The 25,764-nt window shown below is 55.1% G+C and carries 19 protein-coding genes, 2 tRNA genes and 2 rRNA genes; 11 read left to right on the top strand and 12 right to left on the bottom strand.

What is annotated here, in order from left to right; translation table 11 throughout:
* Window positions 1-46 precede the first annotated feature (46 nt).
* The 6 genes from VN12_RS12135 to VN12_RS12110 all read right to left on the bottom strand — a co-directional run bounded on the left by VN12_RS12135 (window position 47) and on the right by VN12_RS12110 (window position 7,310).
* Window positions 47-1,594: an NAD(P)/FAD-dependent oxidoreductase gene (locus tag VN12_RS12135; protein ID WP_146677088.1), complete on the bottom strand. Its 1,548-nt coding sequence runs from the start codon at window positions 1,592-1,594 to the stop codon at window positions 47-49.
* Window positions 1,567-2,556, bottom strand: a complete 990-nt coding sequence (locus VN12_RS12130; RefSeq protein ID WP_146677087.1) for a radical SAM protein — start codon at window positions 2,554-2,556, stop codon at window positions 1,567-1,569. The genes VN12_RS12135 and VN12_RS12130 overlap by 28 nt, the downstream gene beginning before the upstream one ends.
* Window positions 2,547-3,875 carry an asparagine synthase-related protein gene (locus tag VN12_RS12125; protein ID WP_146677086.1) on the bottom strand — a complete coding sequence of 443 codons (1,329 nt, stop codon included), beginning with the start codon at window positions 3,873-3,875 and terminating at the stop codon, window positions 2,547-2,549. Before VN12_RS12125 ends, VN12_RS12130 begins: the two co-directional genes overlap by 10 nt.
* A 47-nt stretch (window positions 3,876-3,922) precedes the next feature.
* Entirely contained in the window at window positions 3,923-4,831 is a 909-nt protein-coding gene (locus VN12_RS12120; RefSeq protein ID WP_146677085.1) for a LysR family transcriptional regulator, read from the bottom strand.
* 234 nt (window positions 4,832-5,065) lie between these two features.
* The gene (gene cobA, locus VN12_RS12115; RefSeq protein WP_146677084.1) at window positions 5,066-6,667 is read right to left on the bottom strand and encodes a uroporphyrinogen-III C-methyltransferase; all 1,602 of its coding nucleotides are present in this window, start codon (window positions 6,665-6,667) and stop codon (window positions 5,066-5,068) included.
* A complete protein-coding gene (locus VN12_RS12110) occupies window positions 6,660-7,310 on the bottom strand; it encodes a hypothetical protein (protein ID WP_146677083.1) in 651 nt (216 codons plus the stop codon). Before VN12_RS12110 ends, cobA begins: the two co-directional genes overlap by 8 nt.
* Window positions 7,311-7,708: 398 nt before the next feature.
* Between VN12_RS12110 and VN12_RS12105 the strand changes: the two genes are divergently transcribed.
* Entirely contained in the window at window positions 7,709-8,452 is a 744-nt protein-coding gene (locus tag VN12_RS12105) for a hypothetical protein (RefSeq protein WP_146677082.1), read from the top strand.
* Window positions 8,453-8,655: 203 nt separating this feature from the next.
* Here VN12_RS12105 and proS read toward each other — a convergent pair whose 3' ends face one another.
* Window positions 8,656-10,182 (bottom strand): proline--tRNA ligase, encoded by a 1,527-nt coding sequence (gene proS, locus VN12_RS12100; RefSeq protein ID WP_146677081.1) that lies wholly within the window; start codon window positions 10,180-10,182, stop codon window positions 8,656-8,658.
* Window positions 10,183-10,487: 305 nt separating this feature from the next.
* Here proS and VN12_RS12095 point away from each other — a divergent pair, with 305 nt between their 5' ends.
* Genes VN12_RS12095 through VN12_RS12080 form a run of 4 tightly spaced genes read left to right on the top strand, consistent with a single transcriptional unit; the run spans window position 10,488 to window position 13,533 of the window.
* Complete coding sequence (locus VN12_RS12095) at window positions 10,488-11,306, top strand: DUF1080 domain-containing protein (protein WP_146677080.1); 819 nt, start codon at window positions 10,488-10,490, stop codon at window positions 11,304-11,306.
* A gap of 5 nt (window positions 11,307-11,311) precedes the next feature.
* The gene (locus VN12_RS12090) at window positions 11,312-11,785 is read left to right on the top strand and encodes a hypothetical protein (RefSeq protein WP_146677079.1); all 474 of its coding nucleotides are present in this window, start codon (window positions 11,312-11,314) and stop codon (window positions 11,783-11,785) included.
* Window positions 11,786-11,800: 15 nt separating this feature from the next.
* Window positions 11,801-12,580 (top strand): alpha/beta hydrolase family protein, encoded by a 780-nt coding sequence (locus tag VN12_RS12085; protein ID WP_146677078.1) that lies wholly within the window; start codon window positions 11,801-11,803, stop codon window positions 12,578-12,580.
* Between the two features lie 59 nt (window positions 12,581-12,639).
* Window positions 12,640-13,533 (top strand): dihydroorotate dehydrogenase electron transfer subunit, encoded by an 894-nt coding sequence (locus VN12_RS12080; protein WP_146677077.1) that lies wholly within the window; start codon window positions 12,640-12,642, stop codon window positions 13,531-13,533.
* A 4-nt stretch (window positions 13,534-13,537) separates the two neighbouring features.
* Here VN12_RS12080 and VN12_RS12075 read toward each other — a convergent pair whose 3' ends face one another.
* The 4 genes from VN12_RS12075 to VN12_RS12060 form a co-directional block, all read right to left on the bottom strand.
* Entirely contained in the window at window positions 13,538-14,677 is a 1,140-nt protein-coding gene (locus tag VN12_RS12075; protein ID WP_146677076.1) for a trans-sulfuration enzyme family protein, read from the bottom strand.
* A 6-nt stretch (window positions 14,678-14,683) separates the two neighbouring features.
* On the bottom strand, window positions 14,684-14,962 hold the full coding sequence (locus VN12_RS12070) for a hypothetical protein (protein ID WP_146677075.1): 279 nt from the start codon (window positions 14,960-14,962) through the stop codon (window positions 14,684-14,686).
* Between the two features lie 23 nt (window positions 14,963-14,985).
* Entirely contained in the window at window positions 14,986-15,768 is a 783-nt protein-coding gene (locus VN12_RS12065; protein ID WP_146677074.1) for an MBL fold metallo-hydrolase, read from the bottom strand.
* A gap of 108 nt (window positions 15,769-15,876) precedes the next feature.
* On the bottom strand, window positions 15,877-17,778 hold the full coding sequence (locus VN12_RS12060) for a TolC family protein (RefSeq protein WP_146677073.1): 1,902 nt from the start codon (window positions 17,776-17,778) through the stop codon (window positions 15,877-15,879).
* A gap of 405 nt (window positions 17,779-18,183) precedes the next feature.
* On the opposite strand from VN12_RS12060, the gene VN12_RS12055 reads away from it, so the two are divergent.
* Window positions 18,184-20,574: a diguanylate cyclase gene (locus VN12_RS12055; protein ID WP_146677072.1), complete on the top strand. Its 2,391-nt coding sequence runs from the start codon at window positions 18,184-18,186 to the stop codon at window positions 20,572-20,574.
* Between the two features lie 46 nt (window positions 20,575-20,620).
* On the opposite strand, the gene VN12_RS12050 is transcribed toward VN12_RS12055, so the two are convergent.
* Complete coding sequence (locus VN12_RS12050; RefSeq protein ID WP_146677071.1) at window positions 20,621-21,169, bottom strand: RNA polymerase sigma factor; 549 nt, start codon at window positions 21,167-21,169, stop codon at window positions 20,621-20,623.
* Window positions 21,170-21,410: 241 nt separating this feature from the next.
* Here VN12_RS12050 and VN12_RS12045 point away from each other — a divergent pair, with 241 nt between their 5' ends.
* The 5 genes from VN12_RS12045 (at window position 21,411) to rrf (ending at window position 25,688) form a co-directional block, all read left to right on the top strand.
* Window positions 21,411-21,689: a ferredoxin family protein gene (locus VN12_RS12045; RefSeq protein WP_146677070.1), complete on the top strand. Its 279-nt coding sequence runs from the start codon at window positions 21,411-21,413 to the stop codon at window positions 21,687-21,689.
* Between the two features lie 201 nt (window positions 21,690-21,890).
* Window positions 21,891-21,964: transfer RNA gene (locus VN12_RS12040), tRNA-Ile, on the top strand.
* Window positions 21,965-21,975: 11 nt separating this feature from the next.
* Window positions 21,976-22,048 (top strand) — tRNA-Ala (locus VN12_RS12035).
* A 542-nt stretch (window positions 22,049-22,590) separates the two neighbouring features.
* A 23S ribosomal RNA gene (locus VN12_RS12030) occupies window positions 22,591-25,474 on the top strand.
* A 106-nt stretch (window positions 25,475-25,580) separates the two neighbouring features.
* Window positions 25,581-25,688: ribosomal RNA gene (gene rrf, locus VN12_RS12025) — 5S ribosomal RNA — on the top strand.
* Window positions 25,689-25,764: the final 76 nt, after the last annotated feature.

Here is a 25,764-nt window from a genome sequence, read left to right as displayed (position 1 = left end):
CGGCGTTGACAACCGCGGCTTAGTGCGCTGCGGGTGACGAGGCTGGTTAGCCTAGAAGATACTTTGGAGGAGCCGTGTGAGCTATGCGATTTCCTTTCGTCGGATCCAGCAGCCCTACTTGGTTCCACGGCTGTATTGCCCGTCGCACGGCGGCGATTAGCGATTCTTCATCTTCCAACGCTCCAGCTTTCAATTGCCCGTACAGTCGCTCGGCTGGTTCACGCATCGCTCGACACCCTGACATCATATAGCCGTCGGGCCAATCGTCGGGAGAGCGAACCAATTGTTGCTCGAAAGCGATGGCGGCGATGAAATAGAAGCTGGCGAGCGCCCCGAATCGACGGAAGCCCGGGAGTCCCGCATAGGACAGAGCGACCAGCGAATCGATCCAATCGATCTCGTTTTGAAGTTGGGAATCGTAGTCAATCCATCCCGCATCCATCGTAAATTCCTTGCGTGCGAGCCGCTCCGCCACTCGCATTACTCCGCTCAGGCCGTGCGCTATTCCCGTGCTGTGCAAAGGATCGATAAACCCAAAGGACGTGGGTATCGCAACCCAACCAGGCCCACACGCTTTCTGCATACGCCGGCTGAGCCTGGGCGCGAATTGCAGTCCACCTTCTGGTGCGTCCCAAACAGACGACGCCATCATCGCCTCGATGGTCGGATAACGTTCGCAGGCTCGCTGCCATACTTTCCGACGTTGAGTCGTGTCGAGACAGGGAGTCCCGTCTGCTTGCCATGACTCGGTGGGGAGTACTAAGCCGACACTGGTGACTCCATGGTGAAACCGCAGCATCCAAAACCAGCCATCTTCCAGAACATGGTGCTGCGCCGAATCGTCTGGATCGAAGTAATCTTTAACATCGTTGGCGAACGAGCTCGAGTGTTCCCGCATCGATCCGACATTTCGGAAATGACCCCAAAGGGCACCGGTTTTCGTCCGCATGCGATCCGAATTGTCGCGATTGCCAAGCCATTTGGCTGAAAAACCTCCGCCGCCGCTCGCATCGACCAAGAACCGACTGCGATGATGCGTTCGATCGGTTCCATGGCTCGAGTTCGGTGCTATCGTCACCTTCCATCGATATTCCAACCTTCCCACTGCATCGGAATCTTGTTCAACATCCCGCACATCGCACCCTTCTAGGAGAGAACAACCTGCCTCGGCGGCTTGCTGTGCCAAGAAGTGATCGACATCGCTCCGCAACCATTGCGTGTCGCTCCAAACGTCTTTGGCCGACGCGGCGACCAAGTAGGAGCTCGAGTGATCTGCATCGTCGCGGTGTGGCTCTCCCGATCGATGTTGGTAATAGGCAAAGCCCCGTTTCTTTCCGCATCGCAACCGAGGGTAGGCTCGTTGCCAATCTCCCCAAGCCGCCAAGGGCCGCAACTCCTTCAATCCCCAGCGATCCGCTAGATGGGCGAGGAGAAAATCGGCAGTAGGTGTCGTGGACTCCCCCACAGCGAATCTAGGATGGGACTGCTTGTCGATGATCGTCACCGCCAATCCCTGCTTCGCCAAAATCCATCCCAAAATCGATCCGGTAAAGCTGGATCCGACTATCAAGACATCACTTCGGTGCATCGACATGCAATAACCTCATCCAGTTCACACCAATTTTGATCCAAGTTCACCTGTTCCATTCGCCGGAGTCGAGTTTCCGAACATTGTCCGCACTGACCTGGAATAGAGGACCAATCCCATGTGTCGGCAACGATGACCTGTTCTGGGAACTGTTCCAAACAGCGTTGAAGCGAAATCTCGAGCGCTTCGAGTGTTGGCAATTGATATAGTCCGTCAACTATCAATCGATCCAGCCATGGGTTTCCCCTCCGGGTCGGGATTACAGAGATATGACGCACCCCGGCATTTGCTGCAAACTGGACGGTTTCGATCAACGATGCGATCGCCTCGTCAGGGGATACGCCAGGCGGTTGAAGCAGTACGAAGGCCCGACCATCGATCCCCTCTTCTTGGAGCCACCCCATCGCGCACTCCAGATCTCTAGGGTGCATCTGTTTGTTCAAGACCTGCATGGCGAAAGGATGGACCGTTTCGAGCCCCATCGCGATCTCCAGTTTTCCCTGCAATCGATCTCGGAATCTCAACACGCGTTCGCGGTCCAGCAACCGGGGATGGTTCTCGACAATCACACGATCCAACGACGCGACTCTACGTCCAATTTCGAGCCGGTCCGCATCCGGGACCGCTCGTGGATCGAAGAAGTTGCTGGCGTTGTAGAGCTTGATCCAAGGAGTTGGCGGGAGACTTGCGAGGCCCACTTCGACTTGAGCAATCAAATCACCCGGCTTGGTGGCCGTGTCCAAGGTATGCTTCCAAAGATCGCACATCGAACAGGCAAAGGGGCACTCCGCTCCGGTCAAGAAGAGAGTCGCGACCTCAACGACCTCTCCGCGACGGGCGGGTTCTCGTTGCACGAAGACCTCTGTTGGTTCGCGTGGCGAGAGCGAGGGCTTGGGGCCGCGCGAACGGACGATCTCGGCACGCGTTGCGCGGGTTAAGATCGATTGCTCCTTTTCGCTCAACTCCATAACGACAGGAATATCTTCCGATATTCCATTTCGCTTTTCGGAAACAAGGCTTGGAATCGGGATTTCTCAATCGCCCCGTGTTGGAATCGCTTCTTTGGGAAGGAAGGCATGTCTATACCCGTGAGTGCTTTGATGCCGCTCCGAACGATTGCCCCTTTGAGATCGTATAGTTTCTCATGGTTCCACTGCGTTAAATCGATGAAGGGAATTCCTTCGGCGACTTCGATTACACGAGGCAATGCAAAGGGACTGAAGCCTTCAAAGCCGAAGTGCTCGGCAGGTGCCCAGGTACGGATGTGCCCGCGACTTTGGCCCCCGCTGTAAACGAGTGAATGTTTGATCGCGTGAACACCCCATCCTTCCTGATAGAGCATCAAATTGTTCAGCACGCTCCGAATGGTGAGCTCGGGGTTCTCTTCGATGGGATAGTCTTTGAGATTTTCGTCACCGCCATCGCCGTCGACGAGATATTTCCAATCGGGATAGCGCTGGCGAATTCCGCGGCAGAGCGCCATTGCCATGGTACCGCTTTGCACATCCAGAGGCTTGTAATCCTCCATGACTTGAATGGTCTCACGAACGTTGAGAGATTCGCTCGATTGGTCGATGACTTCCCAAAGTTCCTCGATGCCACACGCTCGAACGAATTCGTGGGATTGGTCTGCATCGGAGGAGTGGCCATCGATTCGAAGCGTGAATGCTTTCAAGCGGGATGGCGACTCTCCTCGCTTTAACAGCAAGTGATACAGCGTGAGGAGCACGGCGCCGGAATCGACTCCACCAGAAAAGAGTACACCGATCGGCGCACGCTTAGGGGTTCGGTCGAGCCATCGGTCGCATTCGTCACGCAAGCGTTCGATGTATTGAGTTCCAATCCACTCGACGTCGCTAGGCAGTTTGTTTCGATCCGGAGTAAAATAGCGGTCATATTGCGGATTGGGGTCAGGGCATCCGATCAATTCCAATTGCATCAAATAGTGCGCTGGGACCATTCGCGTGTAAGAGGGATGGAACTGATCCTCAAGTCCCATCTCTGTCAACTTTTGTCGGAGGGTAGACATTTTTTCGGCGACGATCAAACAGGGGCCCTCCGCCTTCTTCGCGAGGAAGTACCGCATCGGTCGACCGATAGAGCGAGCCATCCGAATCCTCTTCCCCTCTTGAGCCAGAATGGCGAATTGGCCATCGATCTCGCCCACCAATGCGGGGTCTCCCGAAGCAACCCTTCGATGGGCTTCGGAATAGTCCATGTTGAGAAGGATGTTTTGGTTGGGGTCGAGGAGATTCTCAACGCGCGAGATATATGCGTGCTGCTGCATGGGAACAAGGAAACTCCGTGGAGAGGGTGCTTAGTAAGACGTATAAGTTATCGCAGTCTTGGTGGCGAGGAGCAAGTTCCGACGAGGTTCCAGTCGAAATGCTCAAGCAGGGTGCGGACGCCCCGTTGTAATTTGCTTTCGAATCGATAGGCATTCCAGATCACTGCGATCTTGCGCTTGGGTACCGGTGCAGCCATCGATCGATACAAGATTTTTTTGGTGGTACTACAGGCCATATGTGGGACGAATGAAAGGCCCTGTCCAGCCGCGACCAGTTCCAAGACCGTGGCCATTTGCGCTGTTCGATCAAGATGGACAGACTGAATGGATCGTCTGCGGCAATAGGCATCGATTTGGTCGGAAAGGCAATGCCCTTCTCCGAGCATGATCAGGGGTTCGCCCGAAAGATCTTGTGGTTTGAGTTCAGGCTTGCCCGCGAGGGGATGATGAGCCGGAAGGGCGACGAGGAGCTCTTCCTCGTGCACTGTTTTGGAATCGAGATACCCCAGTTCAACGGGGAGGGCTGCGATAACCAAATCAAGTTCCCCCGAATTGCAAGCTTGGAGCAATCGATCGGTGACATCTTCCCGAATATTCCAAGTGGCGTCAGGGAAGGTTTCGCGAGCTTTTCTCAAAATCGGAGGCAAGCAGTAGGGGGCGATGGTGGGGATTGCACCGATGCGGATATTCCCTGTCTTTCCATCGTCACAGATTTCACGAGGGATCTCATCGAGCAGTTGCACAATCTGGAAAGCGCGTTGCTGAAGCACTTTGCCAGCATCGGTCAACACGACGCATCGCGTCTGCCGCTCAAAGACAGGCTGTCCCAACATTTCTTCGATCTTGGCAATCGACCGGCTAAGAGCGGGTTGCGATACCCCAAGCTCCTCGCTGGCGCGGGTGAAACTACCGAGTTCTGCTACTTTTAAGAAGTAGCGCAATTGTGCGATGTCCAAAGTACCTCCCGAAGGGCCTTCTGCGCTGACGTTTTCATCGATGCAAGCAAATTATTCATCTGCCCCCTATTATCCACGGGACGCATAACCTTGAACAGCACACCCTGCGTGAGAAAATCGAACTCCACGCGCCCATGAGGGCCAGGGGCACTAGGTACCCGTGACGAACCATCGTTCTCGACTATTTCCTTTGTCCCTCAAAGAGCACTTGAGCGATTCTGCGTTCTGCGATCGTCAGGTGAGATTTGACGAACCTGGTGGACGTTTCGAATTCGATTCGCATGAGTTGTCTTCGCGGACCATCACGTCTCGAAGAAGGGTTGAGGCGAGGGAATCGAGATTTGGTGAGGAAGAAGTGACGACCTGGGTGCATTCGCGTGTTTGGAGGGTTTCGGTTGCACGCGCGGAAATAGAATACCAGCGTTGCTGAGATTGATGGGGGGAGATCCGATTGCAAGCGTGCTCGGCGATATTGGCGCTGGTGACGAGGATGCCGTGCCAGCGACCGTCGCGGCAAGCCTCCAGAATGGGAGCTGGCCAAGCAGGTACCGGTTTTTGTTCGTACACATTGAGAGAAACGCATTTCGCTCCATGGCTTGTGAGAAGCTCGATGCCTTCGGTGCGGCCCGATTCGTTGCGGATGAACAAAATCGATGCACCGGGGGATTCGGGAATGAGAAGGGGCGCGAGAAACTCGATCCCTGAGACTTGCGGAGTGCGATCGGCCCGTAACGAGTAATGCTGCAACGCTTCGCTAGTTGCTGACCCGACGGATGCAATTTTTGAGCCGCTCAAGTGCCGTGCGTCGTATCCCAGGTGGAATAGTCGTTCCATAAAGGTCTTTACTCCGGCTGGACTGGTGAAAACGAGCCACGTATGTCGAGCCAGGTTGTGTAGGTGCGGATCGATCTCGGTCCAGTCGGCAACAGGTGACGTTTCCATCGCAGGTTGCAAGGTGACTTGGGCACCAAGTTCGCTCAGCATGCGGCTCAGTTTGCTTCCTGAATCCGGTGTGGCTGCAATGAGGTAACGCTTACCAAACAAGGGACGTTGCGAAAACCAATTCATGGTCGAGGTGAGATTGACCACTTCACCGATGATGCTGATGACCGGGGGACGAAACCCTGGGAGGGAGCGGATCGTTTCGCTCACATTCCCTAGCTCGCAGCGAACGACTTGCTGGTCTGGCCAGGAGATTCGACGAACCAAAGCGACCGGTGTCGCGGGAGATTTGCCCGCTGCGATCAATTGCTGGCTCCAGTGATGCGCGGTGGTGACTCCCATGTATAGAACGAGGGTCCCTGGGAATGGAGCGAGCGATTTCCAGTCGATACCGTCGTCGGCATCGAGGCTCCCATCGGAAGGCTGGAGTTGCCCGGTGACGAAGGCGACGGCCGAAGCCCAATCCCGGTGGGTCAATGGGATGCCCGCATAAGCCGTCGCAGCGAGGGCCGCCGTGATACCGGGTACAATTTCAAATGGAATAGCAAGCGCTGCAAGCTGCTCGACTTCTTCGGCTGTTCGCGCGAAGATGGCGGTATCTCCTCCTTTGAGCCGCACCACCGACTTGCCCTCTTTGGCGAAGGCGATCGTGCGCTGGTCGATCTCCTTTTGGGTCCACATCCCGCCATGCCCATGTTTGCCAACGCAGATTAGTTCGGCGTTGGGTGACGCATGCTGCAGGATTTCGGGATTGACCAATCCGTCGTAGAGGACGACATCGGCCGATGCGAGCAGTTGGATACCTCGCAGGGTGATAAGGTTGGCGTCACCCGGTCCTGCACCGACGAGAGACACTTTGCCCAGCGAAGTTGGACTCTTGATCGGTTCAGCCATGCGCTACGACATTCATAGGTCGAGTGTAGATTTTTATTTCGGGAAGAGAGATCAGTATCTCCTTCATGGAAGACGAATGCCTGCAGCCGTGGGCCAAGACATGTTCCAGGTCCAGCGTTTTCTCGAGACCGTTCCAGAAGCATTCCGGTACGGTTGCATTCTGAATATCGAGAACTTTGAGATTGGGTAAGTAGGCCCAGAGGTCGGAGATGGAGGGGGGCAGTTGCAGATCTCGCATCACGAGGACTTGGAGTCGATGCAATCCGACGCGAGCCATCTTTTGGATCTGCTTTTTGACAGGGAGCTCCGCGAAGGCTTGATCGGCGATCCAGATTTGATCGCAGTCACAGGGGGAGACCGCGACAAGCCCGAAGCCCGGTGCTTTCTCGTTCGAGCAGGTTTGGAACACGTGTACCGAGGAGGCAGAGGGGGAGGTAACGCGATTGTGTACCAGCGCCGCCATGAGTCCGACGAAGGCGAATAGCATGGCATAGTAGGTCGTGTATTGGACTTGCTGCGCCCACCATGGATTCCCGATGGCAGCCAAGATCGGCGCGGTAGCGATGGCTACGAGGGTCGTAGCTGTTACCCCGGTCAGAGCGATGGTAATGGGGGACCAGACGAAGTGTTTTTTTCGGCGCAATCGAGGAACTCCTTTTGAAGCCATTATGGGCGAGGGGGGGCGAATGAGCCAGATGGATAGGCCGTTACACTTTACCTAGGTGTTGGGTGAGGCAGGAGGCGTTTAAAGCGACCGGGGAGCGCGAACGAGCTTTGAAAAATACCAGAAGCTGCTTGCATGCCCAGTTTGAGAGCGCATTCTTAAGGCGAATGAGATTGCCAGGGCGAATCCCGCTGCGACAACGACTCGCGGTAAAAGTGGCTAGACGTTGCCACGTTCACAGGGTTTCTTCGCCCCTTCTCATCTTGTTTTCGAGCCGGAGATGCTCGAACGATTCTCACTGATCACACGTTGCGACAAGGGTGATTCTCCCCTTCGCTCTGATTCACGGATGACCCTCAAGTAGGTTGATTGAAACCATGCGATGCACGATGCAAGCAATTCTGCTAACGCTGTCTTTTTCCGTTAGCGTTTCGGCCCAGGAAATCGTCGGTACGACGACACCTTCACCTGTTCACGCTTCCCCGCAATTCCATAGTGAGTCCGGCCTTCCCCCCGTTGCTGCTTTGGGTGGGGAGGAAATGGTTGCGAATGCGGGTTGCGCTCGCTGTGCGAGTGGGACGGGTGTGGCGTTCCATCCGATGGGGTGCGATCGACCTTACTCACCGCTCGCGGCTCGAATGAGTTGCAACGAGAACAGCCCGATGTTGTGGTCCACTTATCCGGCTGAAAGGGCTGCCGCCATCGCGCACTCCATGCGTCACGTCAACGAGCAGTGCGACTGTTTGCATCATCGCAACTTGCTCCATCGCCAGGCAAGTGCGCCAGGCTGCGGTCCGATCGGTGGATGCCACGCCGCTCCCGGGTGCGATGCGAAACCGGGGTGCGATTCGGTCGTCGTGAATCGTTACCAAGTACCGTCCGAAGGTTCCGAACCTACGTTGGCGAATAAGTCCAACGACCGCAGCGTGTTCGGACTGAAGCTTCCAAGCTGGGGAGGGGCTTCGAGTCACAGCGACTCGATTAGCGTGAAGTCCTTCACACCGGCTCCCCCAGCGGCAGGTCCAACGAGTCCCTATTTGAAATCGGAACCACACACTCTGAAGACAGCCACGTTGAGTCCAGTCGCCACGGCTCCCGGGCCGGTCGTATTGGCCAGGTAATCTGTAACGCTTGGTGCCACTTCGCTACGTTTTCCGAGATGTATCGGTCGATACATTTAGCAACACGGATTGGGAAGTCGGATCATTCGCACCCACGGATCCTCCGACATAATGGTCATGGTGTGACGATGGAGCGGCATACCATGACCTTTTTTATTGCCATCGCGAGCAATTCTTTCCGGTACCCCGAAAAACTCCCCGCGTTAGTAGGACTTGGCAAAGACGGCCAGGTTGGACGTTTCTTTGCCGGTAAGGAAGCATTTGCCAGTCGTCTTCGATGGGGCATCGCTTTCTGCATCGGTCAGTGGGATGCAGCGGATGGTGACCTTTAGTTCATCCAGCAATCCCTGCACTTCCTCTTCGCTGGAAAACCAGCAGCGGGCAAATCCGCCTGCTGAGATCTTTGTCTTCTCATCATCGCCGGCGAAGTAGTCGCGAAATTCCTTTTCGGAGTGGAGATCGACCGTTCTGCTTTCACGCATTTGCAGAGCGCGGGTAAAGAGATTCGATTGCATTTCCTCGAGCATGGAGCTGATATTTGCAATCAGCTCCGCGCGAGGCATTCCCGCGGACTGGTTGGTATCGCGCCTCGCGACGAACGCAGCGTTTGCCGCCAAGTCTTTTGGACCTACTTCGATGCGGATGGGAACACCTCGGCGAACGTGGTACCACTTCTTCTCGCCGCCGCGCAAATCGCGGTCATCGATATCGACACGGATTTTTTCTTCGCCGAAGGATTGAGCGCGGAGTTCGCGTTGGAGAGATTTGCAATACTCGAGGACTTCGGCTCGTTGCGCATCATCGCGATAGATCGGCATGATGATCGCGTGGAGCGGCGCCAACCGTGGAGGGAGGACGAGTCCATCGTCGTCCGAGTGGGACATGATCAGGGCGCCGACGAGTCGCGTGGAAACTCCCCATGAGGTGGTCCACGCGTAGGCGATCTCGCTGTTCTGGTCTTGGAATTTAATCTCCTGGGCCTTGGAGAAGTTTTGACCAAGGAAGTGAGACGTTCCTGCCTGCAAAGCCTTTCCGTCCTGCATCATGGCTTCGATGGAAAAGGTGTGAACGGCACCGGGAAAGCGTTCGCCAGCTGTCTTTTCGCCTTTGATCACCGGCATCGCCATGTAATTTTCGGCGAAGTCGGCGTAGACATCGAGCATTTTGCGAGTCTCCTCCATCGCTTCTTCGGAAGTGGCGTGCACCGTGTGTCCTTCTTGCCAGAGGAATTCGGCGGTTCGAAGGAAGAGTCGGGTGCGCATTTCCCAGCGGACCACGTTGGCCCATTGGTTGATGAGGATGGGGAGATCGCGATAGGACTGGACCCATTTTGCGTAAGTCGCACCGATGATTGTCTCGCTGGTGGGGCGAACGATCAGCGGTTCCTCAAGGGGGCCGGCGGGACGAAGCCCACCTTTCCCGTCTGGTTCCAATCGATGGTGCGTGACGACCGCGCACTCCTTCGCGAATCCCTCGACGTGCTCCGCTTCCTTTTCCAAGTAGCTCATCGGGATAAAGAGCGGGAAATAGGCATTTTGGTGCCCCGTTTCCTTGAACATGCGATCCAGCGCGCGTTGCATGTTCTCCCAAATCGCGTATCCCCAAGGCTTGATGACCATGCAGCCCCGGACGGACGAGTTCTCGGCCAAGTCGGCTCCCCGGATGACTTGCTGGTACCACTCTGGGTAGTCTTCGGCTCGGGTTGGGGTAATCGCTGTTTTGGCGGCCATGGAATCTTCTGTCCTCAAGATGTTCTGGGAATGGGTTGGGAAAAGTGTATCGGAAACGCTCGTCCCTTCCAGCCGAGATCCCCATGCGAAGGGATCGCTAAGGGAGGGATCGCCAAGCTCGGAGTGCGTCCTGTGGAGGAATTGCCGAGACATGGCGAGATCGCGCTCATCGGGGCCTTTCCTAGCTCGCCACGGCTGCGAGTTTCCCAAGGGAGATAGGGGTGGAGTACAATACGGTTCCCGCCCCTGGCTCCATGGCTCGATAACATCTCCCTGTTTTCACAGAAGCTCCTTCCATTTTCATCATGCGCAATCCTTTCCGTCCTAGCCGCGTTTCTTCCGCATTCGGTTCGTTCTGCCTCGTCGCATCGTTGGCTTGTGTTTTCACAGCGAGCTGGAGTAATTGCATCGGGCGAGCTTGGGGAGACGAGTTTAAGCCGGACCAATCCAAAATCCCTGTCGCTCCACCCGAGAAGGCGATCGTGCTGGTGGGAGAAAAGGAGCATGCGTTTCTCGCGATGGATGGCAGCCCCATCAATTGGCCATTTCAAAACGGGGTTTTGACCTCGACCAAGGGTAAGAACCAGAACCATATCGTTTCCAAGTGGCACTTCCGTGATGCCGACATTCACGTCGAATTCAAAGTGAGCCCCCAAGGAGAGGGGAACAGCGGTATCTACATCCATGGCCACTACGAGCTCCAGATCCTCGACAGTCATGGAAGACCGGAGGACAAGCTTTCGCAGCAGGACGAAGGCTCGATCTACGGGTTTGCAAAACCCCTGGTGAACGCTGCGAAACCTGCTGGAGAATGGCAGGTCTATGACATCCGTTATCGCGCCCCACGGCGAAACGAATCGGGGGTCATCACGGAACCGGGCCGTATCACAGCTTGGTTGAACGGTTCGAAGGTTCAAGAGAACACACCGTTCGAAGAGCCCCGCTCCGTATTCCATCCCTTTCGCTTCGGCACGACTCCTTATTTACAAGTTATTGCACCTAAGTTAAAAGAGACTCAAGTGGGGCCTGTGTTTCTGCAAGATCACAACAGCCCCACCGAGTATCGAAATGTTTGGATCGTGCCGCTGGATGATTTGGCGAAGATGTACGAGCCTGGGAAGTAGTGCGAATGAGTCGCATCCCTGGCATGAGAACTTGTTCGTATTTCCTGCATGAGTTGGGGCGTTTGGAGATGTTTTCGATGAAGAACCTGTGGATGGTATGCGTGTTCGGAGCGTTGCTCGCGGGTGCGATGAACTCGGTCGCTTGGGCGGGTAGTCCAGTGGGAACTTGGAAGGGTCAGTGGAAAAGTCAGTCGACGGGTCATCAAGGACCAATGCGGGCGACGATTCGGGCCAACGGGCAAGGCGGATACGATGCTCGCTTCAGCGGTCGATTCTTTGTGGTGATTCCTTTTACGTACAAAGTTTCCATGCAACCCAGGATGGATGCGGCGGGGAATGTGCGGTTGATGGCCAACAAACCGCTGGGGCCGATGCTTGGCAGTTACCGCATGGACTCGATGGTGTTAGGAAATGGCTTGTACGGATCCTTTGCAGCGGCCAAGGATACGGGAACGATTTCGATGCGACGCGTACGGTAACGAGGAGGATACGACATGGCTAGACATTCGCAGAGGGTCGTCATTCCGACCTCGGATGGTTTGGAATTGACCGGCATCCTGGAGGTACCCGATGCGGAGCGGCTAGGGACGATACTTTTCTCGCATTGTTTTACATGCAGCAAAGATCTCAAAGCGATCGTTCGAATCTCTCGCGAGTTAGCGAATCTCGGTTGGATCGTCTTGCGATACGATTTTCGAGGGCTCGGAGGGAGCCAGGGAGAATTCGCCAAGTCGAATTTCAGCACCAATTGTGTGGATTTGCAGGCCGCCGCGGAGTTCTTAGAACAGGAGTACGACGGGGCGGATTTTCTGATGGGGCATAGTTTCGGCGGGGCTGCGAGTTTGGCCATGACTCAATCGATTGAGTCCGTGATCGGCGTGATCGCATTGGCTACCCCGAGCGATACCCACCATTTGGCTTCCCTCTTGGAGTCGATGGATCCATCCATCGTGCTAGAGGGGCGAGGGGAAGTCACGATTGGAGGATTTACCTATCCGGTTGAGCGGCAGATGCTCGAAGATTTCCGCAGTTTTGATCTTCCTGCGAGTGTTGCGGCGCTGAGAAAGCCGATGTTGGCATTGCACTCTCCGACGGATGAGACGGTTGCGTACGAGCACGCGTTATGGAATTGCGATTTCGCCAATGCAAGGACTCGGCCGGAGGGGCCTCGATCGCTGATAACCTTACCCAACTGCAATCACTTGCTCACCGACGAAAAGCATTGTCGATGGGTCGCAACTCAAATCAATAGTTGGTGCCAGTCGTTCGACTGATAGGTGCACTGATTGGTGATACTACTTTTTGAAACTTCATCCTCGTCCTTAATGGATTTATGAATAGCACAACCCTGGCCCCGGCCAGTACCACGGGAGTTTGCTCACCTCGATTCGAGTTCGTGTCGACCCAGATCTGTCGGCATCGGGTGATTGCGAAAGATACTTGGCAATTGACGGTCGCGATTCCTGCGTTTGCCCGCAGGACCTTGCCCGGACAATTCTTTATGGTGCGCATCGCCGGGGCAAACGATCCTTTGATCGGTCGAGCGTTTGCACTCTACGATGTCCATGATGGCGCCGATGGGAAGCCGGAGGCGATCAGCGTGGTCTATATCGTGAAAGGTAAATTCACGCGCGCCCTTTCGCAGTGTGTTGCGGGTGATCAAGTGGAGATTTGGGGGCCCTTGGGCAATCACTTCTCAACGTCCCCTGTCGAGCATTTGATCCTCGTTGCGGGAGGAGTCGGACAAACTCCCATGCTAACAACGGCTCTCGCCGCTCTCGGAAAACGAGCATTCGGAACAGATTCTTGCACCGAAGCCTACGCGAAGCGAGTTTCGCTTTGCTATGGAGCTAGGAATCGCGAGTATTTGGCAGGGCTTCCCGAATTTCAATCGGCCTGCAGCGATGTCCACATCGCGACCGAAGATGGTTCGATCGGAGTTTCAGGAAGGGTGACCGACGTGCTGGTCCCCTTGTTGGAGGAGAATCCCAGCAGTAGCAAGCGAATTGTTTGTTGCGGGCCGGAACCGATGATGCGCGCCGTGAGCCAGATCGCTGCTCGCTACAGCGTTCCATGTGAAGTCTCTTTGGAAACACCGATGGCATGCGGCATCGGCATTTGTTTCACATGCGTTGCCAAGGTCCGGCAAGAGGATGGCGAATGGGATTACAAGCGAACGTGCATCGATGGTCCGATCTTCCCGGGCGATACCATCGTTTGGGAATGAGCGACTAAGCAAGACCTTTTTCGATAGCGAGGGTCAGTGCATCCGGTTGTTCTAAACCGATAGAGAAGCGAAGCGTTCCGCCGTCGATCCCGAGTCGTTGCAACGCATCCGTCGCATAGGAGCGGTGGCTCGTGGATGCGGGGTGGCTCAACGTGGTTCGTGTGTCACCGAGGGAAGGGCAAAAGGGGATCGCGTTCTGGGTGCGTGCAATAAATCGATTCGCAGCGTCTATGCCTCCGTGAAGGTGCAGAGTCATCATGTTTCCGAAGCGTTGGCCAAATTGGGCGCGGGCGACGTGATTGCTTTTGTCGGTGGGAAGGCCCGGATAGTCGAGAAATCTTAAGGAAGCGTGGTTCGCGAAGCGTTCCGCGAGGATTTGGGCGGTTGCGGCAGCTCGTTCCATGCGGACATCGAGGGTCGCTAGGCCTCGCTGAGTCAGCCAGCAATCGAGCGGACTGCTAGCCAGTCCGTAGGCGCTGACCGTGCTTCGTATGCGGCCCCACACCTCCGAGTTGCCGCCCAGGAAGCCGAGCATGGCATCGCCATGCCCGCACGCGAATTTGCTCAAGCTTTCCATTACGAGATCGGCTCCGAAGCGACTCGGTTGACAAAGAGCGGGGGTCGCGAAGGTGTTGTCGACGAGAACGATGCAGGGGTCGGGGTTGGCTCCGTGGGCCCGATCGCAAATGGCTTGGAGATCCGGGACGCTCATCCGTGGGTTGGTGATGGTCTCGACGATGGCAAGTTGCGGTCGTTGGGCCAAGGCTGTATCCCAAGCGTTGAGATCGGTCGCATCGATATCGATCCACTTGATACCCCACCGGTGGAGCTCTTCTTTGACCAGGTAGGAGGTCTTGCCGTATAAGGGTTGAGCGAGGATCACCGTGTCGCGCGGTTTCAAGAGGGACAAGCAGGCTGCTGCCAGTGCGCTCATCCCTTGCGCGGTCACTATTCCGTGTTCGAAGCGATGGAGCGCTGCCAGCTGGTGGGCGAGGTCTGTGGCGTTGGGGTGGCCGTCGCGGCGATAGACGAAGCCTTCTGTGGTGCCTCCGAGAATCCCATCGGCTTGTTCGATAGAATCCATTTCCCAGACGCCGGAGAGTTGGATCGGAGGTGACAGGGGTCGTGGGTTGGGCTGTTTCATGTTTGGCTACCAAATCGCTTTGAACTGAAGATAGGACCACCAGCAGATCGCCGCGGTGATTCCGATCAAGGCGAGCGTATAGAGCGTGTTGATCACCGACCAAACTATTTTCTCACGCCGGGAGAATGCGCGGCTGAACCATAGGAGTGGCAGGCCGAGGAACCCAGTAACTCCGAACAGCGTGACGAATACAATCACACGAGTCGTCTGCCGATCGAGCAGCGGCGTGCGCCCAGAGGGAAGTTGTGGGGAAGGTTGCGGAGGAGCGGCCGTGGGTTCCGTCATGATCCGATTACAGTCTGATCCGATTACGAAGGAAGCTTTCCTTCTGCGATTTCTTGTTCCCATTGATCGATCAATGGCCAGCCGATGGCACAAGTTCCGAAATCGGAGAGGTGCAGATAGCTGTTCAGCCTCGCGATGACTTGATCGATCATTTTCGGATCCTTGCGAAAGTAAGGTCCATGGCTGGGAAGAAGCCACTCGACGTCCGCCTCTCGGATGCGTTTCAGGGATGCGATGAAGTCGGGAATATCGCTACCGTGGTGTGCGTCGATCGCCCCCACTCCCCCATCCCGATAGATATTGTCCCCGCTCAGCAGGAGGTTTCCAAGGCGAAAGGCGAGCTGACTGTCTGCGTGACCGGGAGTTGACCAAACTTCGAGCGAAAGGTTTCCGATGGTGATGATATCCCCATCGTTCACATGGTTCTCTACCGTGACAGCAGGCATCTCCTCATGGATACCTTGCGCTTCGATTTCGGCAAACGTCTTGAGCCGGTCTCCGGCCTCGAGCAAGCTAGCGGCTTTCGGGTGGGCCGTGACGGTGGTCTTGAGAATTTGTTTGAGTTTCGCGAGCCCTTGGCAGTGATCGACGTCAGCGTGCGTGGCGATCAGGGTTTTGCATTTCGAGAGGCCGAAGTCCAAATTTCGAATGAGCTCAACGATCTCATCGACATCGTCTTCGTATCCGACGTCGATCAGAGCCCACTCTTCCGAGTCGTGAATAAGGTAGACGTTGCATCCGATCAAATGTCCCGCTTGGACGTTCAGTTCGATCACATTGGGAAAGATGTATTTGCGCTGGAGCATTCGGTCTGCCTACGGAGTGGAAGAGAAGACGTGACGACTCGCCATCGGTGATGGTCGCGGCGTCGCCGACTGGGCATTGTAGGGAACAGGAAAGCAAATGAAAAACGGTTAGCGGAGTGGAATGTCTTCTGGCGGGGAGTTTTCGGTGGTCAGGGTCATCAGGGTACCCGATTCGTATTTGACTTGGATCAAGGCCTGCATGTGCTCAACCTGTCGGGTGGCGAGTTCGCGTTCCGCGGCGACCAACCGCATTTCGGCATCGATCAATTCGTTGAGGATCGAGCTGGTAGACCCGTTTTCCGAGAAGTAGTCTTCCAGTCGGGAATCGTACGCTTCCACTTCTGCGGCAGCGGCTTCGGCGGCTCGCAGCGCTGCGAAGATAGAGAGATAAGTCCCCTTGGTCCGTTCCACCGATCGGTAAACTTGCGCTCCTGCTTCCATGAGTTTGTATTCGAAATCGCACACGAGTTTTTCGAGCGCGAGCGATTTACCGAGTTGGTTCGCTCGCGCGGTTCGGTTATGGAGCGGGTTCTGATAAACGAATCCTCCCGCGTAGCTCGGCGCGCCGGTATCGAACTGTCTGAGGAAGGACTGCATGAGTTGTTTGTCCCCTTCCAGTCCGCGCACGTAGCCTTCCAAGACCAGATCCAGGGTAGGTTTCAGTTCTTGGTAGGCCATTTGTTTTTGGATCGAGGCGATCGCAATTTCGTGTCGAATCGCTTGGACATCCCCACGGTACATAATCGCGTTGTAGTATTCGTCCTCGAACGAATCGATCGGGGGGAGGGATGCGACGGGCAGGGTCATCGGGATCAGTTCATCGCAAACGGTCCGTTGGATGTCGGGTGCCCCTACCATGACGGCGAGTTCCGCTTGGAAGCCACGTATTTTGGCTTTGAGTTCGGCGATCAACGCGTCTTGTTCGGCAATGGTCTTGTCGGCACGAAGCAGATACATGGCGAGCAAGTCCCGGCCTTCTCGGTATTGCAACCGGGTCTTCAAATCTTCAAAGCGGGACCTCGCATTGATGGCTTGGACCATTTGAAATCGGGCGAGGACAAGTTCCCAATAGATCGAGTGGATACGAATCGTCTGGTCTTGCAATTCCCGGTTAGCGACCGCGATAGACCCTGCCGTCTTGGTTTCGTTGATGACGACGGTGGAGGTATTGTAGAAGACTCCGGACCCACGCATTAAAGGTTGGGTGTAATTGAGGGTCAGTTTCGAGTCGACTTGGTTTTTCGGCAGAAAGAAAAGGGAATTGCTATCCCGCGCGTTGAAGGATTGGCTGAACTCCGTCTTGCCACCGAACGAATTGCGATCGCGAATACCGGCTGCGTTTTCCCAGAAATAGTCGTTGAGTCGGCGTGGGCCGCCCGTGGTGAGGGTATTGCCAACTGGGTCCGAGGTGTCGTGGAATGTCGATTGCGCGAAGCTGCGGGGGTCGAAGTCGCCGCGAGCGACATCGATTTCCGTCCGCTGGATGCGAGGTACTTTCAGGATGCTCTGCAGGCGTTTGGAGTACTGGGTCGAAAGCCAGACGAGTTGGTCCAATTCCACGTAACAAATGCGATCCTGGCGTGAGGTCAGCAGGGGGCGTTGGGCACCGCTGGTGGGGGATTCCCACCAGGCTCCTCCCCAAGGCTGGAAAGGTATCTGGTCCTTTTCGTCCGGCATATAGGCTTCGACTGCGGGTTGTCGGGATAGCGGAGGCCGGACATCAGGCTGCGGGAGAGGAAGCGGCGGAGAGAGTCGGATCGGCTGTGGGGCCGGGGAGGGAGCCGTAGGTATCGCGGTGGCGGCAACGGCGACGGGGAGGTTTGGAGCGAGATTCCGGGGATTGGATTGGAGAAAGCGTTCGAAATCCTCGCTGGAGACGTCTCGGTGGAAAGCAGGGGGGGAGGGTGGTTGCCATGCTTGGAGGGGCCGCGACATCAGGGCGCAGAGCGATACGGACGCGATAAACGCCCACCCTACGGCTCCTTGAGTCACCCTGCCCCGCAAAAACACTCGACACTCCTTTGATCGTGTTACGGTCCTTCCTGGCCCGCATTCCACGTTATCGTTCGGTTAACCGCTTCCCTCAAAACAAACCGCGCGGAGTGCGGCTTATTCCTGATGAATCGGTTGATTGCGAGGCAAGGAGTGCAAGGTTTTCCCAGGCGGAACATCCTGCCCAGTTGTCAAAGCGTACGCTTCCGCTGGAGCGGGAGGGGGCGGCTGTTTCCCGCGATCGTCAAAATCGTTACGGTCGTTTTATTCTCACGACGATAAGCCGCAATTGATTGCAATTTGAGCGGTTATCGGGGCGCGACTTCTAAATTGTTCAACAGTTGGGAGGTTTCTTCTGCAGATTATGCGGTGGAAATCCGAGCACGCGTGTTTTCCGTCGCACCCCCCCAAGTTTCATCTCCCATGCCAAGGTTAAAGATCACCTACAAGATGGCGATCATCCTCGCGACGATGTCGTTTGGACCGATGGTGGCTGGGCAGTTGACGGGACTTTTTCAAGACGAGACGATCGAGTTGCAGAAGGAGCGGGTGGAGAAAAGTCGGTTGGTTGCGACGGCTTGCTCGACCCAGCTCAATAACGTCGACAGCATCAAGTTGCAGATGGGGTGCCGAGACTTGCTGCGTAAAATTGAGGACTTGCGAAGCCTTCGGATTCTGCGTCATGATGGGTTGGTGCTCTATGCCAGCCCTGGGCACGAGCAGTATTGGACACTCCCGATCGAGTCCCCCTCGACGTTGGATCAAGTGCGCATACCCCTGATGCGTGGGAATTCGGTTTTTGCCGAATTGGAAATAGCGTTTCAACCGGCAGCCCCCGATATGGTGGCCATGCTTGCTCGGTGGTTGGTGGTAGCAGCGATTGGCTTTGCGTTGAACTTCGGAAGTTTCTCTTTGTTTCTAAACAAGGCGCTGAGTGTGCTCGATCCGAAGAGCGCGGTGCCGAAACGCGTGCGGAATACATTGGACACCATCGTCGGTGGGGTGGTGATTCTCGATGCCGAAGGGAAGATCCTTTTGGTCAATGACTCGTTTGCCAAGTACGTTTCGCAATCGATAGATGAACTGACCCGTCAGCGGCTCAATCAGCTGGGGTGGTCGCGCGAGGCTTCGGAAGAAGATTGGCCATGGGAGTATGTCATTCGTGAGAAGTCGCAAAAGGCTGGTGTGAAGATCCACTTGAAGTCCGGTGATGAACCGAGGACCTTCATGGTGAATGCCACTCCGGTATTCGATGCTCAAGAGAATATCTCCGGTGCATTGGTTAGTTTCGAAGACATCACGTTGATGGAAGTGCAACGGCGACATTTGTTGACAGTGTTGAGCGATTTGGAAACATCGAAGGAGCAAATTCGCAGGCAGAACGAGGTGCTGCATGAGTTGGCCACACGCGACGGGCTAACAGGAGCATTGAATCGCCGCGCGTTGCTGGAGAAGATCGACAAGCTGTGGGGGGCAAGGAATCAGGGGGATCGGGGGTTGGTGACCATCATGATGGACATCGACCATTTCAAAAAGTTGAACGACCAACATGGCCACTCCGCAGGGGATGCGGTTTTGAAGGAAGTCGTGAAGACTGTTTCGCGGATTGTCGAAGGTCGGGCGGTTTTAGGACGGTTCGGCGGGGAGGAGTTCTGTGTGGTCCTTTCTCAAGCGACTTTGGAGGAAGGGGCTGCATTGGCGGAGGAGATTCGTGGAGGAATCGCCACCGAGCTTGCGAATCCCTATCGAGTGACCGCGAGTCTTGGGGTATCGAGCAGCCTCCATGGGGCACCGACGATCGAGGCCCAGATCGAGCAGGCGGACCAGGGGCTTTATGCGGCCAAGCATGGGGGGCGAAATGGGTATCGAGTCTGGAGTCCAGAATTGGAGGAGCAGTCGAAGGAAGAAGAGCGAAAGAAGGCGGCCAAATTGGCGTCGACCGACGTGGAGGAGCAACCTGTTTCCTACCATGCTGTCGTTACGTTGAACTCCGCGTTGATTGCGAAGTCGCCGGTGATAGCAGCGCACTCGCATCGCGTGGCCGAGATTTGCGTGACGATGGCCCGAGGGGTACTGCCGGTCGGGCAGCTCTATACGTTGGAAATCGCTGGGATGTTGCATGACATCGGCTGTTTGGCGACCCATCAGGACGCGGAGCATTCGGACGAGCATGTCAGTCCTGACCGCGTGGCGAAGGGGGTTCAGATTCTCCGATCCGCGTTCCAGAGTCAGGTGCTTTTGGGGATCGTTACGCACCAAAACGCATCGGTCCGAGAGATGGACGCTTTGGAGGACATCGCTGTGGTCGCGGGAGCGAAGATCCTTGCGATTGCGAATGCCTACGACATCGCTACTTCCGAGCTTTCTGAGTCACCTTTGTCGCATGAAGAGGCCATTGCGTGGTTGAGACAGGAGGTAGGGAGTCGTTTCGATAGCGAGTGGGTCGAGCGGTTTGCCGATTCGCCTTATGGATGGCGACCTGTATCTGGAATGGGAGACGTGGCGATGCTCGACAGCGCGTTGATGGTGGGGTATCAGTTGGAGCGGGTGATTCATTGTTTTGAGTCGGGGAATTTGATGGGGCTCAAGCCTCGGTTGGAGAGTTTGCAGACGTTGGCGCGGAAGATCGAGATGCCTTGGATTGGTAGGATCATCGAGGAGCTTCAAGGGGATTTGGAGCGGAAGGCGGTTGCGGATTGGGGATCCCTCGCGCCGCTGGTGCAGGATTTGGTGGAGATCTGTTTGAGCATCCAGCGCGCCCACTTGCGCTCGGACCTTGCCGTTTGCGAGCCGACCGTTGCGAGTGTTCGGTAGCCGGCCTTCGATAGCGGGACTACTTTACCGCGAGTGGGACGGGTTGTTACACCAAGCTTTTCATTTTGTCCCGAGCGCGGGATAGGAGCGGCCCGACGCTGTTTTCGGGCATCCCGATTCGGGATCCGATTTCTTGGTAGGTGCAGCCTTCCAGGTGGAACATTTTCAGCGCTGTCGCCTCGTTGGGAGAGAGTTTGGCGAGTGCGGATTGGAAGTCGAGCGAATTGTGGAGATGCGGGGCGGGTGCGGATCCTGGTACGTCGAACAGGAGGCTGGTGTGGGAGTTGGGGATTCTTAGTTGGGAGAGTCTGCGAACGATAACGCGTCGAGCGATGACGGTGAGGTAGGTAGCTAAGGAGCTTCGGCCGCGGAATCGTCGGAGTGCTGCGAAGTCCTTTTCGATCCAGGAGAGGAAGACTTCGGCGACCAGATCATCCCGAGATTCGGTGGTGATTTGGATATTTCGTGAGGCTGCAGTGTGGTTGACGACGTGGACGATCAAGGCGAGGAAGCGGTCCGTGAACTCTTGCCAGGCAGCGGTGTCCTTAGCGAGGCACTTGTCGAGCAGTTCGCGATCGAGATTGGAGAGTGCCACGGCATTGCTGGGAAAAGGGGCGAACGAATTCGAGTCGCCGGGAGCGATTCGGTTGCAGCGGGATTTACTCAATATTAGGTAGCGAGATGGACGACAGCAAGCAGATTCAAGTTTCTTGACACCTGGTTTCCTCGCCCCTACGATGCGAGTCGCGTTTGTTCCGGCTTGGAAAAACCAGATTGATTTGGGCTTGCCCGACAATCTTTTCGATAGGTTTCGCACAAAGAAAGAGGGAATGGAAATGACGCACGTTGTAACCCAACCATGCGTTGGCTGCCGATACACAGACTGCGTGGTGGTCTGCCCCGTGGAGTGTTTCTATGAAGGGGAGAAGATGCTCTATATCCATCCGGATGAGTGCATCGACTGCGAGGCGTGCGTCGCCGAGTGCCCGGTAGAAGCGATCTTCCACGAGGACAATGTACCTGCGGAGTGGCAGAGCTATATCGCGATGAATGCGGAGCAAGCACCTCAGAGCAAGGTTATTACCGAGAAGAAGAAGCCGTTGGTCGATTCGTGATTCTTGGGAATCTTGGGAATTCTGGAGCAGACGGCTCAAGAATGGACTGAGAAGGAACGATAAACTGGTCTCCGCAAGGATGCACGGCAGACCTTGAAAAAGCGGGTCGACGTGGTTTTTGGAAAAACCGCGTTGACAGGAGCGAAGAGATCGATAGGATTCTCGCTCCTGGTTCCGGCCAGGAACCCGCTAGTTGGATTCGCGCACGTAGCTCAGTTGGTTAGAGCGCGTCGCTGATAACGACGAGGTCCGTGGTTCGAATCCACGCGTGCGCACTGGTTAGTTCGGGGGTGTAGCTCAGTTGGGAGAGCATCTGCTTTGCAAGCAGAGGGTCATGGGTTCAAGTCCCTTCACCTCCACTCGAAAATCATCCAAAACAATTTCAAAAAAGGCCTTGCGGCCGACAAAGAAATCTGGATGATTCTCGCCTCCTCGACCGACGCAAATCGGACGCGACGCAAGTCGCCGAAAGAAATGCGAAAGTCGAGACGGTCAAAAAAATCTTACAAAACCACTTGACGCGAGTCAGTGACCTCAGTAAGATGGTGACCCCTCGCAAGTGACGGAAGTCGCGAGCGAAACTGATCTTTGGCAATTTGGTTGGATTGGTAGATGGCATCTGAAATCGTGCTGAGTCCTTGATTTTTCCGGTTAAGGACGAGAGCACGAATGATATGTTTAAACCGGTTCTGAGAAGAACGCTTGCTGATTATTCAGTTGAGCTTTAATGAACCGTTTTGAACGAGCGCAAAAAAGGATAGGCGAACCGGTGTTGCGATGTGAATCGCGATAACTGGTTGGATGATCGGATCGAGCGGCTCGGTGCAGTGTTGTTGGTTGTTGGCTGCGAAAGCGGTGAATGAACAATGATGTTGGGTTGAGTTGAGTTCGAGATTCCGATGGTCAAGTTACTAAGGGCGCACGGGGGATGTCTTGGTATTGAGAGGCGATGAAGGGCGTGAAAGTCTGCGAAAAGCTTGGGTGAGTCGACAAATAGGCGTTGATCCCGAGATACCCGAATTAGCGTACACTGAATTCATAGGTGTACGCGGCCAACCCAGGGAATTGAAACATCTTAGTACCTGGTGGAAAAGAAAGAAAAATCGATTCCGTTAGTAGCGGCGAGCGAAAGCGGAAGAGCCCAAACCGAGGAGGTTTCCTCTTCGGGGTTGTAGGGCCACTCACATGGGAGTTACAAAGCGACAACTAGCTGAAGTGTCCAGGAACGGCACACCATAGATGGTGACAGTCCAGTAAGCGAAAGTTGAGCGCCTCCCGAGTGGTACCTGAGTAGGGCCAGTCACGTGAAACCTGGTCTGAATCTGCGGGGACCATCCCGTAAGGCTAAATACTCCTCAATGACCGATAGTGAACTCAGTACAGCGATGGAAAGGTGAGAAGAACCCCTGTTAGGGGAGGATAGTGAACCTGAAACCGTGTGCTTACAAGCGGTCGGAGCACTATTAAAAGTGTGACGGCGTGCCTTTTGCAAAATGATCCGGCGAGTTAGCGTTTGCAGCAGGTTAAGGCTCTACGGGCCGAAGCCAGAGGGAAACCGAGTCTGAATAGGGCGACTAAGTTGCGGGCGCTAGGCGCGAAACTGCGTGATCTACCCATGGACAGGTTGAAGCGTGGGTTAAACTGCGTGGAGGACCGAACTCATTTGGGTTGAAAACCGATGGGATGATCTGTGGGGAGGAGTGAAAGTCTAATCAAACGCAGAGATAGCTCGTTCTCTCCGAAATATTTTGAGGGATAGCCTCGAGCCACTATGCAGCGGGGGTAGAGAGACTGAATCGGACGGGGGCCCTTCCTTGGGTACCTCGCCGAACCAAACTCCGAATACCGTTGTAACTATCTCGGGAGTCAGTCTGTGGGGGATAAGCTCCATGGTCAAGAGGGAAACAACCCAGATCGTCAGCTAAGGTCCCGAAGTTCTATTCAGTCACTAAGAAAGTTGAATCTCTGTGACAGCCAGGATGTTGGCTTAGAAGCAGCCACCATTTAAAAAGTGCGTAACAGCTTACTGGTCGAGAGGTTCTGCGTCGATAATGAACGGGAGTAAATAGAACACCGAAGCTGCGGGATCCGTAAGGATCGGTAGGAGAGCGCTGATGGGGAGATACAAGACGTACCGTAAGGAGCGTTGTCGGCCCCATCAGGTGATTATGCCGGAATGAGTAACGATTAAACAGGTGAGAATCCTGTTCGCCGAACACCTAAGGTTTCCTGGGCAAGGTAAATCCGCCCAGGGTTAGCCGGTACCTTAGTCGAGGCCGAAAGGCGTAGACGATGGATGGACGGTTAATATTCCGTCGCCGGCCTTGTGAAGTGATGGAGGGACGGTATCCGAAAATACAGCAGTACGACTAGAAATGTCTGTTGGTCCTGATGAGGCGTCCGGTTGGCAAATCCGCCGGGCACAAGCCAAGACAGGATCACGAGGGCACTTAAGATCCCGAAGTGTGTGGCAGGATATCCAAGAAAAGCTTCTAAACGTTAAAGCAAGGTCGACCGTACTAAAACTGACACAGGTAGGTGAGAAGAGTATTCTAAGGCGCTCGGGAGAACGGTGGTTAAGGAACTCTGCAAAATGGCTCCGTAAGTTCGCGATAAGGGGCGCCTACGAAAGTAGGCCACAGAAAATCGGCAGCAGCGACTGTTTATCAAAAACACAGGACTCTGCGAACTCGTAAGAGGAGGTATAGAGTCTGACGCCTGCCCGGTGCTGGTAGGTTAAGGAAGAGGGTTAGCGAAAGCGAAGCTCGCGACCGAAGCCCCAGTAAACGGCGGCCCTAACTATGAGGGTCCTAAGGTAGCGAAGTTCCTTGTCGGGTAAGTTCCGACCTGCATGAAAGGCGTAACGACTGCTGCACTGTCTCAACCACCGACCCGGTGAAATTGTAGTTGTGGTGAAGATGCCACATACCCGCGGCTAGACGGAAAGACCCCATGAACCTTCACTGTAGGCTGATATTGGGTTGAGGTATGTTCTGTGCAGAATAGCTGGGAGGCTTTGAACTGGGGACGCAAGTTCTCAGGGAGCCATCGTTGAGATACCAGCCTGGATATGCTTTAATTCTAACTTTGACCCATGAATCTGGGCTTAGGACATTGTCAGTTGGGCAGTTTGACTGGGGCGGTCTCCTCCTAAAAAGTAACGGAGGAGCGCAATGGTACCCTCAGCCTGGTCGGCAATCAGGCAAAGAGCGTAAAGGTAAAAGGGTGCTTGACTGTGAGACAAATAAGTCGAACAGGTACGAAAGTAGGCCTTAGTGATCCGGTAATTCCGAATGGAAGGGTTATCGCTCATCAGATAAAAGGTACTCTGGGGATAACAGGCTTATCGCCACCGAGCGTCCACAGCGGCGTGGCGGTTTGGCACCTCGATGTCGGCTCATCGCATCCTGGGGGTGAAGAAGCTCCCAAGGGTTTGGCTGTTCGCCAATGAAAGCGGTACGTGAGCTGGGTTCAGACCGTCGTGAGACAGGTCGGTCCCTATCTACCGTGGGCGCACGAAACTTGAGGAGGATCAACCTTAGTACGAGAGGATTTGGTTGGACGTAGCTCTGGTGTACCAGTTGTCACGCTAGTGGCACGGCTGGATAGCTAACTACGGAAAGGATAAACGCTGAAAGCATCTAAGCGTGAAGCCCTCTCCAAGACTAGGTTTCGTAGCTACTTGTAGCGAGAGTCCCCTGGTAGACTACCAGGTTGATAGGATGGATGTGTAAGCAGGGTAACCTGTTAAGCTAACCATTACTAACGGACGAACGCTTGACCATCGGTATCTTGCACTTAACCGTGCACGATCCGATAACTATCCTAGACGCAGATAACATTTACCAATCCAACATGGGCAACGACGGGTTACCACCCTCGTTGCTCCCTTCCGGTGACTATATCGAAAAGGATCACCTGTTCCCATCCCGAACACAGTAGTTAAGCTTTTCGAGCCGATGATAGTGCCCACCAGTGCGAAAGTAGGTATTGCCGGATTTTAAAAAACCCTTTGTGGATTCGTCCACAGAGGGTTTTTTTATTGCTATTTCGCTCTTTCCCTCCAAGACCCCCT

It is taken from the genome of Pirellula sp. SH-Sr6A, assembly GCF_001610875.1.
GTDB lineage: Bacteria > Planctomycetota > Planctomycetia > Pirellulales > Pirellulaceae > JBKCUI01.
Note: the sequence above shows the minus strand (reverse complement) of the source record. Positions and strands in the feature narration are given on the sequence as shown.